This window comes from Alteromonas sp. KUL17 (assembly GCF_006538305.1).
GTDB classification, from domain to species: domain Bacteria; phylum Pseudomonadota; class Gammaproteobacteria; order Enterobacterales; family Alteromonadaceae; genus Alteromonas; species Alteromonas macleodii.
This window is the reverse complement of the sequence record NZ_BJKJ01000005.1, coordinates 195,956-209,378: the sequence shown is the minus strand read 5'-3', so window position 1 is coordinate 209,378 and position 13,423 is coordinate 195,956. Positions and strand designations below refer to the sequence as shown.

Sequence of the window (13,423 nt, the reverse complement as noted above, 5' to 3'; positions counted from 1 at the left end):
AGCTTAAAAAGATTACGACTAGTAGCTAATTACGCGGGTAGCCTTGCTTGTATCATCAAAGCGTTTGGCTACTTCGTCCCAGTCTTGGTCTTTAATTAGCTGAAGATCTTCACCAGATAAACCGTACTTTTCTGCAGTGCCCACAGGGTCCTTTTTATACGCATCCATTAGTTTGCTGTTGCTGTCTAGCTCAACCAAGAAATCTACAATTGTTTTCTTTGCCATGTCGTTTTTTCCTTTTAGTTTACTTTTGGAGATCTAAAGTCAATAACTTGCTGCTCAGTTAAACCTAGCTTCGCCAAACGATCCTGACGGTATGCTGGCATGCCAATTGAGGGTACAACTAGGGTCGAAATTAATGTTGGCTTGGCGAACTGTAATTCGCGAAGCAACACTTTTTGTATTTTGGGCCCGCAAAGGGGCAGGGTGGCTGCCTCGTAAATAATCAGCGCGTGATCTTCTGGGTAGTGCTCGGCCAGAATGTCAGCAAGCATGGCAAGCCCAGAACCACTGTGATTAGCATCTAACACGCTTAGCGTTGCTTCTCCGGCTAAACCTATTTGCCAGATGATTTGCGTCATGTGAGGGTCAATGCGGTAATCGCGAAACAAAAATTGAGTTGCTTCATAAGATTGACAGCCAAAGCGAGAGGGATCTATTCCCAAATCCGCAATTAAGCAGTCTTCTGCAGACACGCCGGGGAGCATTTGCGCATCAAGGCCAAGTTCTCGCACTCTGCGAATAGCTTCATGAGAAGGCGTCACAAATACGCCAGGGTGACCATAAAAAGCCACGCATACTTTCTTACCTTCAACAACTGACTGTACGATGCGGTCGGCCATTTGGTCATAGGTGACAGCGCGAGATTTCCCTTCTTGATAAAGGTCGTCTAAAGACACACTGTTAGGATTAATATTGGTGACCACGTGTTCACCAATTTTGTTCATAATCCCCATGTACACAATGTCAGAATTTTCGATGTGGCTTTTGGTCGCTATCGTCATTTGACCCGCAACACTGATTCCAGTGCCAACTACAACTAGCGATCCCTTAGGAGTATGTTCTTGTCCCTGAATTAGCGTCATATTTTCCTTTACCACTTGCTAATTGTGATTCACTCAACACTATAAATTAGATTTAGGGTATTTGCTACGTTCACTGATTTATAGCATCTACCATTGCTTTCACATCAGCGTATCGGCAGTTTTCACAAGAACCAAAGCCCTTTACTTGTCTCACTTTAAATCGAGTGAACAAAGGCATGGTCATGCCAGTTAGAAAACGACAGCAAATAGATGATGTGATTGGGCCATCAAATTTTCCGCTCAAATGTGCTTTTAGTGCTGCTATGGCCTCTGATACTTGGTCTGGGTTCGGTGTGGGAATTGGGTTTGAATAGCTGAGCTTAGCCACATTTCCCTGACATACACTGCAGTGCCCGCATTCATTGGGCGCTTGGGAATCGTCAAAATACGCCGATAAGTTATAGCTTAAGCAAGTATTAAGTTCGAAGAAGCCTACCAGCGCGGCGATACGTTCTATTTCTTTGCGCTCGTTTTCAGCGAAATAGCGAGCCAACCTTTCTGCCAAATCGGCAGCTTGCAGTTTTTCGTAGTCAACGCGGTATACGTCAGTTATTAAGCGTGAGGCAAGCTCAATATGATTGTGTTCATGTAAATACTCTAGTGCGGCCACCACCCTGGCACGCTCTGCGCCGTAATGCTGATAAATACTGTCGAAATCTATAATGCCCCACACCTTTTTCATATTTGAATGAGTGAATACGGCGTCTAGGAAGCGAGCCCGTTCTTCTGAGAAAAGGCCAAGTATGGTGGTTTTCTCTGAAATAAAACGAAATTTATATTCAGCAAAATAGGCATACAAAGGGCGAATAACGTTGGCGAGTTCGAGCTGTACCAGGAGGGTTTTAAGCGGAAGCTGTCGTATGTTGCTGGCACTCGATAAGCTATTTATTTGCGTTTCCCACTGGTAAACATTGTTTTCGCCGTTGGTAGGTGAATCATTTTGCGCCGCTGAACTTATGTGAGCGGGGGCCTGTGCGCTGATATCATCTATTACGCGTTGAATGGCGCTTTTATCTGGTGTATCGCCATAAACGAAGTTCTCTATGGTGACTAGCCCGTCAAGGTTAGCTAAAACCGTGCAGTTTGCGGCTTTACCGTCTCGTCCACCCCGGCCAATTTCTTGGCTGTAGTTTTCAATAGACTTTGGTAAGTCGTAATGAACAACAAAGCGAATATCCGACTTATCAATGCCCATGCCAAATGCAATGGTAGCCACAACAACTTGAAGCTTATTGTGCATAAAATCTTGCTGGATATCTTGTCTTACATCACTGTCGAGACCAGCGTGATAAGCCTTTGCAGCAAACCCTTGTTGCTGTAAGAACCGGGCTACTTCTTCTGCGCTATTTTGCAGCGTGACATAAACAATACCCGCGCCTTGCTGTTTTTGAATTTCTTCAAGTAAGGCTTGGTTTTTATATGGTTCATGTACAGGACGAACATGCAAATTCAAGTTGGGTCGATAAAACCCTGTTTGGATAATATTAGCTGGCGCAATATCAAAGCGCGCTGCCATATCTTCTTTTACTTTTTTAGTGGCAGTAGCTGTGAGCAGAAGTACTAACGGAATATTAAGCTCTTTCTGATACGCGGGGAGTTTTAAGTAGTCAGGGCGAAAGTTGTGGCCCCACTCAGAGATACAGTGTGCTTCATCGACAACTAGCATACTTACTTGAACAGACTCAATGAACTGCCGAAAGCGTTCGTTCTTAAAGCGCTCCACCGACACCATCAGAATTTTACACTGGCCTGACCGCACGTCGTTCATCACTTGCTTGTTCTGCTCGGGCGTTAGCGTAGAGTCGATACTGGCTGCTGCAATGCCTTTGCTATGAAGAAACTCCAGCTGATCTTTCATCAGTGCTAACAGTGGTGACACAACCAAGGTCAAGTGTGGCAATTGCGTAGCAACAAACTGATAGCACAATGATTTGCCCGAGCCAGTGGGAAAAATCGCTAACGTTGAATGCCCACTAAGTAGAGAATCCACCGCCTCTTTTTGCCCCTCGCGAAACGCTGAGAAACCAAAAAGCTGTTGCAAAACATTAGGGGTAGAAGACATTCTTTTTATCCATGTAGTTAATGATTTAAATCTAACTATTTCTATCTAGTCGTATGTTGGAACAAAATATAGCAGGCAATTTAAAACTTGTTATATGGCGTTGTGGTAATAAGCGCAACGATACCTGAGTCCAGTTTCAGCCTCAGTCAATCTTTGTAGCCCCATGGCGTTCTGGGAACAGAGACTGTGTTATCTATATCGAAATCAACCTGTACTTCGCGCGCAGGGCGAATCAATCGATAGCTAAAGCGGTTCGGGTAAATCATTATTTGCCACTCGTTATGGGTGGATGCTGCTACCCCAGATTCTATAAATAATGCTTTTGAGTAGGCGTCTGCGGGGAATGACTGAACTTGGGCGTACCCTTCATCTACCGTGTGCCCGCCGTACATGGTAGATGAATGGAAACTGCCGTCTTTATTTCTGTGGTCGTGTTTTAACAAAAGGCCAGCGCCAGTCTTTGTTAATATCCAGGTGCGGGACGCGTCGTCACCCACATGAAAAGGTATCTGAATTTCTGAGTCTGTGCACTTTCGTATGTGCATAACAAGTTCTGCATCACCGAAGGTATTACCTACATTATCTTTACTCACCCTCCCTTGAAACGCTTTACCGCAGAGCGCTTTTATAGAATTAAAAAACGCGTCGTGGGTAGGAATTGAGACCAAAGGTGCAGCTTTACCAAACGACACATCGCTTATTCCGATTAGTCCTAGAAAGAGGTAGATATAATGTCTTTTCATTTTTTATTCGCTATTACAGGTCGATATACGCTTTGCAGTGTAACTCATCTAAATTATCGGGTGTATAAACCATCGAAACGCATATGTATTCGAAATATAAATATTGCTGATAGTTGCGGCGTGTTAGCTTAGCAATACATTCAGCGTTTAATTTTCAGGGCGAAATAATTACATGAATAAATCAAAACAACTGTTTACGCTAATTACCTCAGAAGGTGAACTTCAGGTATCGTTAAAAGAGGTTGATGTTCCAGAGCCGAAGCCGCACGAAGTGATTGTGCGTATGGAAGCATCTCCTATTAACCCGTCAGACATGTGGCCTATGTTTGGTCCAGCAAGTCTAGATAAAGCGACCTTCGATACAGATAAAAGTTCGTTGGTTGCGCCGGTGCATAAGCCTTTGTTAAATCGTATTAAGTCGCGTTTAGATCAGGCTCTGCCTATCGGAAACGAAGGTGCAGGTACGGTTGTAAAGGCGGGTGATAGCCCAGAGGCACAAGCTTTAATGGGCAAAACAGTATCTATTCTTACTGGCGCAGCGTACACCGAGTATGCCTGTGTGCCTATGCAGGCATGCTTGCCTCACCTAGAAAGCACAACGCCACAACAAGCAGCGTCGTCATTCGTTAACCCACTGACCGCGCTAGGTATGGTTGAAACCATGCGTATGGAAGGCCACAAAGCGCTAGTGCACACCGCAGCGGCATCAAACCTTGGGCAAATGCTAAATAAAATTTGTTTAGAGGAAGGCGTAGAGCTAGTTAATATTGTACGTAGCCAAGAGCAGGTAGACCTACTTAAAGGTATTGGCGCGAAAATTGTGCTCGACTCAAGTAGCGAGAATTTTAAAGCCGAACTTTATCAAGCCATCGACAGCACGGGCGCAACACTAGCGTTTGACGCCATTGGCGGCGGTGAGATAGTTAGCGATATCCTCACTATGATGGAAGCGTCGGGCAGTAAAGACGCAAAAGGCTTCAACACTTACGGCTCTGACAGCAATAAACAAGTGTATATCTACGGCGGCTTAGATTTCTCGCCTACTATTTTGAATCGCGCTTACGGCATGACGTGGAGCATTGGTGGTTGGCTATTAATGCGTTTCTTAGGCAAGCTTGATAAGAAGCGTGTAGGCGAGCTATATCAAAAAGTGGCGACGGAAATTAACACTACCTTTGCGTCGTCTTACACCAAAGAACTGAGTCTTGAGGAGGCACTACAGCCTGAGAATGTAGCGCTTTATAACGCTAAAAAGACCGGTGAAAAATACCTGATTGTGCCAAACAAGGGCTAATCAGAAGAACGTTTAAATACGGCATTTTCAGCTAAACTTCGATTAATAATAGGGTCTGTTGATCTTTGATGTACAAACTTCGGTTTAAAGTACACCAAAGGCTACAGGCCTTTTATGTATTCGCTATCAGTCAGCTGCAAAGAAGCTGAAATACGCTTAAAATGCTGCGAAGTAACCAGTAAACAGTAACCGAGATAAAAGGTATTTGAGACAACATGCCTGAAGGCCCAGAGATTCGTCGCGCTGCAGATAAAGTTGAAGCGGTGATAAAAGATATCCCCCTAGAAAAAGTAGAGTTTGGATTAGCTCAACTTAAACCCTACGCTAAGCAGTTAGAAGGCGAAAAAGTGCTGCGCATGGAAACCCGCGGGAAGGCGTTAATTACCCATTTTAGCAATGGGCTCTCTATGTATTCACACAATCAACTCTATGGCGTGTGGCATACCTGTAAACGCTACGAAATGCCGGACACTACCCGCCAACTAAGGGTGGGGCTTCACACTGAAACTCACAGTGCTATTTTGTATAGCGCATCTGACATTAGCATTTGGCCAACACAGACTATTCATGAACACCCTTTTTTACAAAGAGTTGGACCCGATGTACTCAACAATTCGGTGACAGAAGAGTCGGTATTAGAACGTTTACGTTCAAAAGTGTTTTGCAACCGTGCACTAAGCGGTTTATATCTGGACCAACGCTTTATGGCAGGTCTGGGCAACTATCTTCGCAGCGAAATATTGTTTGCAGCAGGTGTTCACCCCTCACTTAAACCTTCTCAGTTAGACGATGAGCAGCTACGCAGTTTGGCACATCACACCTTAGCAATATGCAAACGCAGCTATGAAACCGGTGGCTATACCGTGTACACAGAACTGCGCGAAGTGCTTGAAGCAAAAGGCGTTAACTTTGAAGGTACGCGATTTATGGTGTTCGACAGGGAAGAGCAGCCTTGCAGAGTCTGCGCCACTCCAATAAAACGCCAAACGTATAACGGGCGACGTCTTTATTGGTGTAGCCGGTGCCAGGCGAAGTGAACCACATCCCCGTTTTTTGATGATCGAATAATAATCTGTTTGACTTGTCTCCAATTACGATTAATTATATCCGTAACTGGTTACGGAGTTTTGTGAAATGAAGTCATTTAATGAATTGGGGCATATTGCATTAGGTACTGCCTTACGTCAGCTAGCCGCGCAGGTGTCAAAGGATGCAGAAAATACTTATGCGAAATTTGGATTTGCGATAGAGCCAAAGTGGTTTCCAGTATTTTACGTGCTCGCGTCAAAAGGTGCTGATTCTGTCGTGAATATCGCTAAAGAGATAAATCATTCTCACGTGTCGGTGAGTAAAATCGTAAAAGAAATGAAAGCACGCGACCTAATTGAAAGTTATAAATCGAGCGACGATTCGCGGGTTACGCTGGTGGCGCTAAACGATAAAGCGAAAGCGATGGTGCCCCAAATGGAAAAGCAGTGCGATGCCATAGACGCTGCCATGCGCGAGCTAAAAGATGAAACGGGTATCGATTTATGGGAAGCGGTGAGCGTAGTTGAAAGGCATCTTCGATATCGCCCCATAAGTGCGAGAGTGGACGGTGATTCGCCTGATATTAAGGTAGTCGATTATGCGCCAAAGTATCGCGAGGCATTTAAATCGCTCAATGTTGAATGGATAAACAAATATTGGGAGCTCGAAGAGCCCGACTTTAAAGCGCTCGACGACCCTGAAGGCTACATTTTGAATCAGTCGGGTGTGATATTGATTGCGTTAGATAAGGGCGAACCCATAGGCTGCTGTGCACTTATTAAACAAGCTAACGATACGTTTGAACTTGCCAAAATGGCGGTGTCTCCCAAAGCTCAAGGCAAAGGGGTAGGGCTGCTGTTAGGTAAACGTATTGTCGAAAGAGCGAAACTGATGGGGTTAAAGCGGCTTTATTTAGAGAGCAATTCGGTACTTAAGCCCGCAATACGTTTGTACGAAAAGATAGGGTTTAAGCATATTAAGGGGGCGTCATCGCCTTACGCGAGATGTGATGTGCAGATGGAGCTACAATTAAAATAGGCTGGGCGTACAAGCGCACAAAGAAAGTACGCGTAAAAAAGGCAGGCTTCTAGCGGCCTGCCCTGTGCTTTACGTACATGAACACTAACATCACGTTTAAGCCAAATATGGCAATGCACAACGACCCAATAGTGGCATCTCTGAAGCTAAAGAATTGAGCCACGGTGCCTGCGCCAATGGTGCCTAGCATCATACCCACCCGAGTGGCGTTTGAATAAAACGCAGAAGTGAATCCAGTTAAGTCGGGCGCTTGTTGTTGCAGCAAGGTCAATCCAATACCAGCATATAAACCGTAGAAGAGCGCGTTCAATATTTGAAGGGTCAATAGCTCCCAACTTGACTGAGAAAAGTACACGCCAACGTAAAAGCAACAGCCGAAAATAAACGCCACTGCCATGATACCCGCAGGAGGGAACCGTCGGGCTAATTTGGCTGCTAGCAACATCGTAGGTATTTCGAGTGCGGCCACAACACCCATCATTAGCCCAGGCAAATTTTCCGGTAACCTCAGTTCATTCATTACGTACAAAGGCATGGATGATAAATACATGACATTGCCCGCCATTCCGGCAAGTATGGCTAACCCCACAAGCCAAAACGGCAGTGATAGCGAGCCTTTAAGCGTTGTATTGAGTGACTGTTGATTGGCTTTTTGAGGCGGCACAACGTTCACCACAAAAAGCGTTGCAACAATCACGCATGCAATGGCCACCGAGAAGGACGCTGCGAAGCCAAAATTGGCAACCAGCGTAAATGCCAGTGGCGGACCTACTACCCAAGCGAGAGAAATGGCAGCGCGAACTTTTGAGTTAAATGCAGCTAAGTCAATGTCTTGGTTTTTTGCCCATAATCCCGAAACGGTCAACATTTGAGACACGGCTCCAGCGCCCACCGACATAAACAAGACGCCAGCAAGGAACACGTGCCAAAACTGCTTGCTAAAGATAAAGGCGACCATGGCAATGCCCACGCAAATCATGGTTAGCCCGTAAAGGCGATTTGCGTTAAAACCTTTGTCTGCCAAGTGCCCGAGGTACTGACTGATCACCAACCCTGATAGCGTAACGGACACCATATAAATACTTATATAAATAGGCTCAACGTTGATCTCATCAATGAGGAAATAGCTCATCAGTGGCGTAACAAACGACGATGTTAGGCCAGTTAATAGACTTAACAGTAAAAAAGGAAGCTGTGGAGAAAATGCGTGACGCGATGACATGAGGATACGAGCTCCGAGGGACTGTTAAACGTGGTTGACCGAAATTCGTAAAGAAAAGGTCGCAGCCCTTAATAACGAGGGCGCATTATAAGTGCTGCGTATCTCATGTCTATGACAAAGCTTTTATTAGTTATGCCGTTTTAAATACTTAGTTTACTTCATGCGCCCAGGCCAATAGCGCTTTTTAAATTTAAAGAAAGCTCGCAATTTCGCTAAGCGACGTTTTTTTGCATGGCGTGTGCAGGAATTGTGGCGTTATCCGCCGGATAGCCTGCAATAATAAGCATATAAGCACGCTCGTTATCAGGCCGTTGACAGACTTCGGTTAAAAAGTTCATTGGCTTTGGTGTGTGGGTCAAGGTTGCCAAACCTGCGTTGTGGAGTGAAGTAATAAGCATACCCACTGCGATACCCACCGATTCGTGCACATAGTAGTTTTGGCTTTTTTCGCCCGTTTCTGTCTCTCCAAACTTTTGACTGAATACGGCAATAAGCCAAGGCGCGGTTTCCAGATAGGGTTTACTTGCGTCAGTGCCTAACGGCTTTAGGTCATCTAGCCACTGTTGCCCCGCACGCCCATTATAAAAACCGCGCTCATGCGCTTCAGCCTGTTCGCGTATTTGTTGTTTTACTTCGGGCGACTGAATGGCGGCGAAATGCCAAGGCTGATGATTCGCTCCACTAGGTGCAGTGCCAGCAGTCAAAATACAGTTTTCAATTACCGCTTTATCAACGTGCTTGTCACTAAAGTGACGAATACTGTGGCGGCGCTGCATGGTTTTCAAAAAATCTTCGCTTCGGGAAAGCATTTGCTCTTCAGGGTACTCAATAAAATCACTGAGCGGAGAATGGTCGTGAGGCTGCATTTATAATCTCGTTTTTCTGCTTTTTTACTACTCTATCGTTAGTGACGGGTTATTAAAAATAAAAACGCGCTAACTAGGGCGTGTTATATACATCGAAATAGAAAATAGCGTAAACAAGTATGCACAATAAAAAAGCGACTCGCTCAGGCAAAAGTGAATCGCTTTGGTGCAATTTGTTGGTAGTAGAAAACGCTGTTAGTGGCGTTTGAACGGCGGGCGAGTACCGCGTTTTTGCGTGTCAGTTTGCTCTTCTAGCATTTCAAGTTGGGCAACGTCATACACAGGCATCATGGTTGTCACTCTTCGATACGGTGGCTTACCGCGCATGATGACTTCTTTCACTTCTACGTATTCAATAGCTTCTTGCCCTACTGATTCCAATTGCGCTACATCGTTAACCGATAAGCTTACGATCTTGCGTTTAAATGGCGGCTTTCCTGAATAATCAACTACTTGTACATCAACCGTTTCATCAGTTGATGATGTCATAGCTTGCGCTGCGTTTGCAGAAAAACCAAGTGAAACAGCCGTAATTAATGAACCCAATACATAGCGTAATTTCATGTCGTGTCCTCTCGTTGACATACTTACCTTTCTACATTGTATGAGCGAAAAAGTTCTAAGCAATGACGATTGGTGATAGGTGATAACTATCACCTAATTGGATATAAAGAATTTGAGTAATCAAGAGAATGGAGAACGATTGAAAGAGAAGCTACTCCGTTGAAAACGGAGTGTTTAACCTTGGTGCGGAATAAATGGTTTTGTGCACTATTATGGTGCTGTGGCACCGTCTGGTATTGTAGAGTTTCGGTAAAATCAATCATTTATCCTTTGGTCTTTATCTTGCTGTCAATCAACACCTATGTAAAGAGTCGACAAAGGGTGTATGTGCGGTGAGTGTAAAATCTAAAATTTCCTTATTTTTTCTGCTAACTTTTTGGTTAGCATGCACATCTGCCGTGTCAGCAATAGAGCAAAATATCCCTCTTTCACAAAGCAAAGGCGGAACACTGTATCTAGAAGCGACCCTAGAATCGAATATTAAGGCTTCGTTTCTATTAGATACGGGTTCAAGCTTGTTAACCCTCAATCAAGCTACGTTCGACGCGCTAACAAGAAATCAAAAGCTTCTTGCCACCAGAACCTCTGCTGCCAGAATGGCAAACGGAAAGATCGTTACAATATCTCAGTATCAATTAAACTCGGTTCGTATAGGAAATACGTGCGAAGTGGGGCCAGTGGAAGTGGCCGTGCTTCCCAAAGGGAACAACATTTTAGGTATTAACACGTTGCTGCGGGTCGCGCCTTTAACTATTACACCAGACGCTGTTATTTTAGCTGGGTGTGAATAGCGTGAACGACTCACTTTTGTTTGGTTAGATACCAATAAAAAAGCGAACCCGAAGGTTCGCTTTCAAATTTGCTTTTCGTTGGAAGATTAATTTAATCGTCGCACTCGCTAACGTCGCCGCCCATTTGCTCTTTCATTTTTACGCAAGCTTCATAAGCTTTTTTCGCTGCGGCGTCTTTAAATTCGCCTGCTTTCTCAGCTGTTGCGTCGTATGCGTCAGAGGCCATTTTCTTGCCATCGTCGTATGCGTCAGAGGCCATTTTCTTGCCATCTTCGTATGCGTCTGAAGCCATCTCTTTGCCGTCATCAAAGGCATCAGAAGCCATTTCTTTACCTTCTTCGTAAGCTTCAGAGCTCGCGTCTTTGGTTTTATCCCAAGAATCTGCAGCACTTTCTTTTGCACTGTCATAGGCGTCAGCTGTCGCTTCGCCCGCTTTTTCCATCTCTTTTTTTACTTCGCTTTTCGTCTCTTCGCTAGACTCAGTACAGCCCATTAAAGACAGTAACAGTGCTAACGCCATTGCTTTAGTTTTCATTGTGAAGCTCCTTTTGCTGGGATAGTGGCTTGTTTCAAAGCCGGTCAACATGGTGTGTTCAAATATCCATTGTAAACGTTCAAAATGCCTGCCGTTTTATTGTCATATTCGGCAAGCTGAATATTCGACGAGACCAGTCTAGCCTACATACCTGATAAAGTGTAAGTAGACTTTATGAGGAAAAATGAAAGGTTTATAACCAAACATTTACCTGGCAAAACGGCATACAGAATGCTGAGATATTGTACAGCGAATTTGGACAAGGCTACGCTTCTGGGCCTTGTGTGGTAAACACGAGGTGCCGGCGCATATCCTTCAACACAACGCCCTTTTTAAGTAGCGCTGCGCTTAATTTTCGCTGCCACTTCTTTAGCTCAGGTTCAGCGTTTGACACCGCTTCTTCATTTTCGAATTGAAAGCGAAGCAGTAACGAGCCGGGGAATTGGTGATACTGAACGTCAAACCAACACTGTTGCATACCATTTAACTCTTCAAGCGCTTGTGCTTCAAGGCTATCGGCTACACTAAAGACCAGTGCTTGCTGTTTGAGTTGAACGGCAGAGAGTTTTTTCATTACAACTGCTTCTCTATTGACACTTCAACGCTCTCGGTGACATCTGCACCTTCAATGGTTAGCCACATTTGCCCATCTTGAATAGTAACCTGTATTTGCATAGAGCGATGAACAGCATTGGCCAAAGTAGCGGCAAGCGACTCTGGTAAAGTAAAAACTGATAAGTTCTTTTTGGTTTGTAGCTTGTTATGTTCTTTCTTCCACCACGCGTCGAAGCTGTTGTCGGCGTAGGAATAAATCATCATTTGTTGGCTTTGATTGCAGCCCTTTTTGATGCGCTGTTCAGAGGGTTGGCCTAACTCAATCCACAGTTCTATTTCATCGCTAAAACTCTTTTGCCATAAATCTGGAACGTCATCGTCAGACAGCCCTTTGGTAAACTGTAGGCGTTCATGAGCATTAACAATAAACGCAACCACGCGCAGCATCATTCGTTCGTCATTTTCAGAAGGGTGACGGGCAATAGTAAGGTTGTGGTCGTTATAGTAATTGCGATCCATATCCGTTATGGATATGTCAGCTTTAAAAATGGTCGCTTTAAGAGCCATGGTGTTCCTGCTTTGTTCTTAGGAGGCTTGAAGTTAACCCCGTGTGCTATGTAAAAAAATGGCATAGCAAGTTTTGGCGCTATAGTAGCAGTAAAAAGCAAATTTCGCTGTAGGTGAGTAGCGCCCAATACAAGTATTTGTCGGTTTATTTATTGGAGCGCGAAATTTCTAGTGAAGCTTCTCGGTCATATTGGACATCGCGCAAAGCGCGGATAACCAAAAACTAAACAAACAAAAATGAAAACGGAGAGGGGTGATGAAGAGACTAGTGGCTATGGCGATGTTAATGTTCGGCTGTATAGCAGGCGCATCAAATGCGTATGCTTTGGAGCGCGGCACTATTGCAGAAGATGCAGATTCAATAACGCCGTTGCTTAATGGTCAAGTGGCGCCTAAAACAACGCTTAAAATGGCAGATGGCTCGCCGGTAAGCTTACAAGCGCTTACCATGCAAAAGCCCAGCATTGTACTTTTTTATCGCGGCGGGTGGTGCCCGTATTGTAATGAGCAGCTTGCCCAGCTTAAAGATATTGAAAAAGACTTGGTGGATATGGGCTATCAGATTTTGGCCATTTCACCTGAATCACCAGAGCGCTTGCAAGAGCAAAAGCTTGAAACAGAATTCTTGGTTACGCTTTTATCCGACGACAAACTAGACACTATTCGTGAGTTCGGCGTTGGATTCTATTTAGATACTGTGACTAAGTTAAAGTACAAAACCTATGGCATTAACTTAACAAAAGATGAAAGTGGTAATAGTGTTTTACCAGCACCCAGCATCTTCATGCTCAATAAAAAAGGGCAGGTTTTGTTTAGCTATGTTAACCCAGACTTCAAAGTTCGCCCGTCGGCAGACTTAGTTTTAGCGGTTGCGAAAACCCTTAAAAAGAAATGTAATGCGAATAGCCTTACCAAGGCGTTGTTCTTGGTAAGGCATGCCAAAAGAACTTTATGATATCGAGCACTGCATTTCATCGCGTCTTTTAATGATTAAGTTAGATTCGCACGTATTTGACTGTCATAACGAGCTGTACTTAACCATTCAGCAAGTCACCCTATCTCAAACTGTAAG

General features: G+C 44.5%; 14 protein-coding genes and 1 pseudogene. 5 read left to right on the top strand and 10 right to left on the bottom strand.

The window, feature by feature from the left end; genetic code table 11:
• Positions 1-18: 18 nt before the first annotated feature.
• From KUL49_RS07105 to KUL49_RS07090, 4 genes are all read right to left on the bottom strand, one after another.
• Entirely contained in the window at positions 19-225 is a 207-nt protein-coding gene (locus KUL49_RS07105) for a hypothetical protein (protein WP_014977183.1), read from the bottom strand.
• A gap of 14 nt (positions 226-239) precedes the next feature.
• Positions 240-1,085 (bottom strand): SAM-dependent methyltransferase, encoded by an 846-nt coding sequence (locus KUL49_RS07100; RefSeq protein ID WP_131136847.1) that lies wholly within the window; start codon positions 1,083-1,085, stop codon positions 240-242.
• Between the two features lie 70 nt (positions 1,086-1,155).
• Complete coding sequence (locus KUL49_RS07095; protein WP_131136846.1) at positions 1,156-3,147, bottom strand: ATP-dependent DNA helicase RecQ; 1,992 nt, start codon at positions 3,145-3,147, stop codon at positions 1,156-1,158.
• 146 nt (positions 3,148-3,293) lie between these two features.
• On the bottom strand, positions 3,294-3,890 hold the full coding sequence (locus KUL49_RS07090; protein ID WP_131136845.1) for a hypothetical protein: 597 nt from the start codon (positions 3,888-3,890) through the stop codon (positions 3,294-3,296).
• Positions 3,891-4,062: 172 nt separating this feature from the next.
• Here KUL49_RS07090 and KUL49_RS07085 point away from each other — a divergent pair, with 172 nt between their 5' ends.
• The 3 genes from KUL49_RS07085 to KUL49_RS07075 all read left to right on the top strand — a co-directional run bounded on the left by KUL49_RS07085 (position 4,063) and on the right by KUL49_RS07075 (position 7,251).
• Positions 4,063-5,184 carry a zinc-binding dehydrogenase gene (locus tag KUL49_RS07085; RefSeq protein WP_131136844.1) on the top strand — a complete coding sequence of 374 codons (1,122 nt, stop codon included), beginning with the start codon at positions 4,063-4,065 and terminating at the stop codon, positions 5,182-5,184.
• Between the two features lie 215 nt (positions 5,185-5,399).
• The gene (gene nei / locus KUL49_RS07080; RefSeq protein WP_131136843.1) at positions 5,400-6,221 is read left to right on the top strand and encodes an endonuclease VIII; all 822 of its coding nucleotides are present in this window, start codon (positions 5,400-5,402) and stop codon (positions 6,219-6,221) included.
• 97 nt (positions 6,222-6,318) lie between these two features.
• Positions 6,319-7,251 carry a helix-turn-helix domain-containing GNAT family N-acetyltransferase gene (locus KUL49_RS07075; RefSeq protein WP_131136842.1) on the top strand — a complete coding sequence of 311 codons (933 nt, stop codon included), beginning with the start codon at positions 6,319-6,321 and terminating at the stop codon, positions 7,249-7,251.
• Between the two features lie 49 nt (positions 7,252-7,300).
• Here KUL49_RS07075 and KUL49_RS07070 read toward each other — a convergent pair whose 3' ends face one another.
• From KUL49_RS07070 to KUL49_RS07060, 3 genes and pseudogenes are all read right to left on the bottom strand, one after another.
• Complete coding sequence (locus KUL49_RS07070) at positions 7,301-8,473, bottom strand: sugar efflux transporter (protein WP_131136841.1); 1,173 nt, start codon at positions 8,471-8,473, stop codon at positions 7,301-7,303.
• A 190-nt stretch (positions 8,474-8,663) separates the two neighbouring features.
• Positions 8,664-9,339 (bottom strand): annotated as a pseudogene (locus KUL49_RS07065) (nitroreductase family protein).
• A gap of 195 nt (positions 9,340-9,534) precedes the next feature.
• Positions 9,535-9,903, bottom strand: a complete 369-nt coding sequence (locus KUL49_RS07060; protein WP_014977175.1) for a hypothetical protein — start codon at positions 9,901-9,903, stop codon at positions 9,535-9,537.
• Between the two features lie 332 nt (positions 9,904-10,235).
• On the opposite strand from KUL49_RS07060, the gene KUL49_RS07055 reads away from it, so the two are divergent.
• The gene (locus tag KUL49_RS07055; protein ID WP_131136839.1) at positions 10,236-10,694 is read left to right on the top strand and encodes a retropepsin-like aspartic protease; all 459 of its coding nucleotides are present in this window, start codon (positions 10,236-10,238) and stop codon (positions 10,692-10,694) included.
• A gap of 91 nt (positions 10,695-10,785) precedes the next feature.
• On the opposite strand, the gene KUL49_RS07050 is transcribed toward KUL49_RS07055, so the two are convergent.
• From KUL49_RS07050 to KUL49_RS07040, 3 genes are all read right to left on the bottom strand, one after another.
• Positions 10,786-11,229 (bottom strand): hypothetical protein, encoded by a 444-nt coding sequence (locus tag KUL49_RS07050; protein ID WP_131136838.1) that lies wholly within the window; start codon positions 11,227-11,229, stop codon positions 10,786-10,788.
• A 265-nt stretch (positions 11,230-11,494) separates the two neighbouring features.
• A complete protein-coding gene (locus KUL49_RS07045) occupies positions 11,495-11,803 on the bottom strand; it encodes a hypothetical protein (RefSeq protein ID WP_061095647.1) in 309 nt (102 codons plus the stop codon).
• On the bottom strand, positions 11,803-12,351 hold the full coding sequence (locus KUL49_RS07040) for a YaeQ family protein (RefSeq protein WP_039232321.1): 549 nt from the start codon (positions 12,349-12,351) through the stop codon (positions 11,803-11,805). The genes KUL49_RS07045 and KUL49_RS07040 overlap by 1 nt, the downstream gene beginning before the upstream one ends.
• A gap of 256 nt (positions 12,352-12,607) precedes the next feature.
• Between KUL49_RS07040 and KUL49_RS07035 the strand changes: the two genes are divergently transcribed.
• Positions 12,608-13,306, top strand: a complete 699-nt coding sequence (locus KUL49_RS07035; protein WP_242633762.1) for a peroxiredoxin-like family protein — start codon at positions 12,608-12,610, stop codon at positions 13,304-13,306.
• Positions 13,307-13,423 lie beyond the last annotated feature (117 nt).

Excerpts from the sequence above, each read along its gene's own strand:
- KUL49_RS07075 (WP_131136842.1), top strand. The coding sequence starts at position 6,319 with ATGAAGTCATTTAATGAATTGGGGCATATTGCATTAGGTACTGCCTTA.
- KUL49_RS07095 (WP_131136846.1), bottom strand. The coding sequence starts at position 3,147 with ATGTCTTCTACCCCTAATGTTTTGCAACAGCTTTTTGGTTTCTCAGCG.
- KUL49_RS07070 (WP_131136841.1), bottom strand. The coding sequence starts at position 8,473 with ATGTCATCGCGTCACGCATTTTCTCCACAGCTTCCTTTTTTACTGTTA.
- KUL49_RS07085 (WP_131136844.1), top strand. The coding sequence starts at position 4,063 with ATGAATAAATCAAAACAACTGTTTACGCTAATTACCTCAGAAGGTGAA.
- KUL49_RS07040 (WP_039232321.1), bottom strand. The coding sequence starts at position 12,351 with ATGGCTCTTAAAGCGACCATTTTTAAAGCTGACATATCCATAACGGAT.
- KUL49_RS07060 (WP_014977175.1), bottom strand. The coding sequence starts at position 9,903 with ATGAAATTACGCTATGTATTGGGTTCATTAATTACGGCTGTTTCACTT.
- KUL49_RS07090 (WP_131136845.1), bottom strand. The coding sequence starts at position 3,890 with ATGAAAAGACATTATATCTACCTCTTTCTAGGACTAATCGGAATAAGC.
- KUL49_RS07105 (WP_014977183.1), bottom strand. The coding sequence starts at position 225 with ATGGCAAAGAAAACAATTGTAGATTTCTTGGTTGAGCTAGACAGCAAC.
- KUL49_RS07035 (WP_242633762.1), top strand. The coding sequence starts at position 12,608 with ATGAAGAGACTAGTGGCTATGGCGATGTTAATGTTCGGCTGTATAGCA.
- nei (WP_131136843.1), top strand. The coding sequence starts at position 5,400 with ATGCCTGAAGGCCCAGAGATTCGTCGCGCTGCAGATAAAGTTGAAGCG.
- KUL49_RS07100 (WP_131136847.1), bottom strand. The coding sequence starts at position 1,085 with ATGACGCTAATTCAGGGACAAGAACATACTCCTAAGGGATCGCTAGTT.
- KUL49_RS07045 (WP_061095647.1), bottom strand. The coding sequence starts at position 11,803 with ATGAAAAAACTCTCTGCCGTTCAACTCAAACAGCAAGCACTGGTCTTT.
- KUL49_RS07050 (WP_131136838.1), bottom strand. The coding sequence starts at position 11,229 with ATGAAAACTAAAGCAATGGCGTTAGCACTGTTACTGTCTTTAATGGGC.